This is a genomic window from Paraburkholderia sp. SIMBA_030 (genome assembly GCF_046535245.1).
Lineage (GTDB): Bacteria > Pseudomonadota > Gammaproteobacteria > Burkholderiales > Burkholderiaceae > Paraburkholderia.
In genome coordinates this window covers 1-308 of sequence record NZ_JAWRXB010000256.1, presented here as the reverse complement: position 1 = coordinate 308, position 308 = coordinate 1, and the positions used below count along the sequence as shown (strand labels likewise).

1 protein-coding gene is annotated in these 308 nt (G+C 43.8%); it reads right to left on the bottom strand.

Features of this window, described 5'->3' with window-relative positions; all coding sequences use genetic code 11:
* The coding region (locus tag SB772_RS39900) for a catalase (RefSeq protein ID WP_410838505.1) at nt 1–308 on the bottom strand (308 nt) is incomplete at both ends.

Below are 308 nucleotides of genomic sequence, written 5' to 3'. Positions count from 1 at the left end.
CTACGTGGTAGACCGCGATCACTCATCAGCCAAATCAAGTTATGCATGGTTTCAGGACTCAATGATACAAAATCCCAAAAGGTATCATGAGCAGACGCCGCTTGCGGGAAACCACGATCTGGTTCTGGTTTTACCGCATGAATCAAATCTGGAAACTTCATCGCATCTTGGATAAAAAAGATTGGCATGTTGTTACCAACGATATCCCAGTTACCTTCTTCTGTATACATTTTCACAGCAAAACCGCGTACATCACGTGGCGTATCTTTTGAGCCTTTATTACCCGCTACCGTTGAGAAACGCGTAAA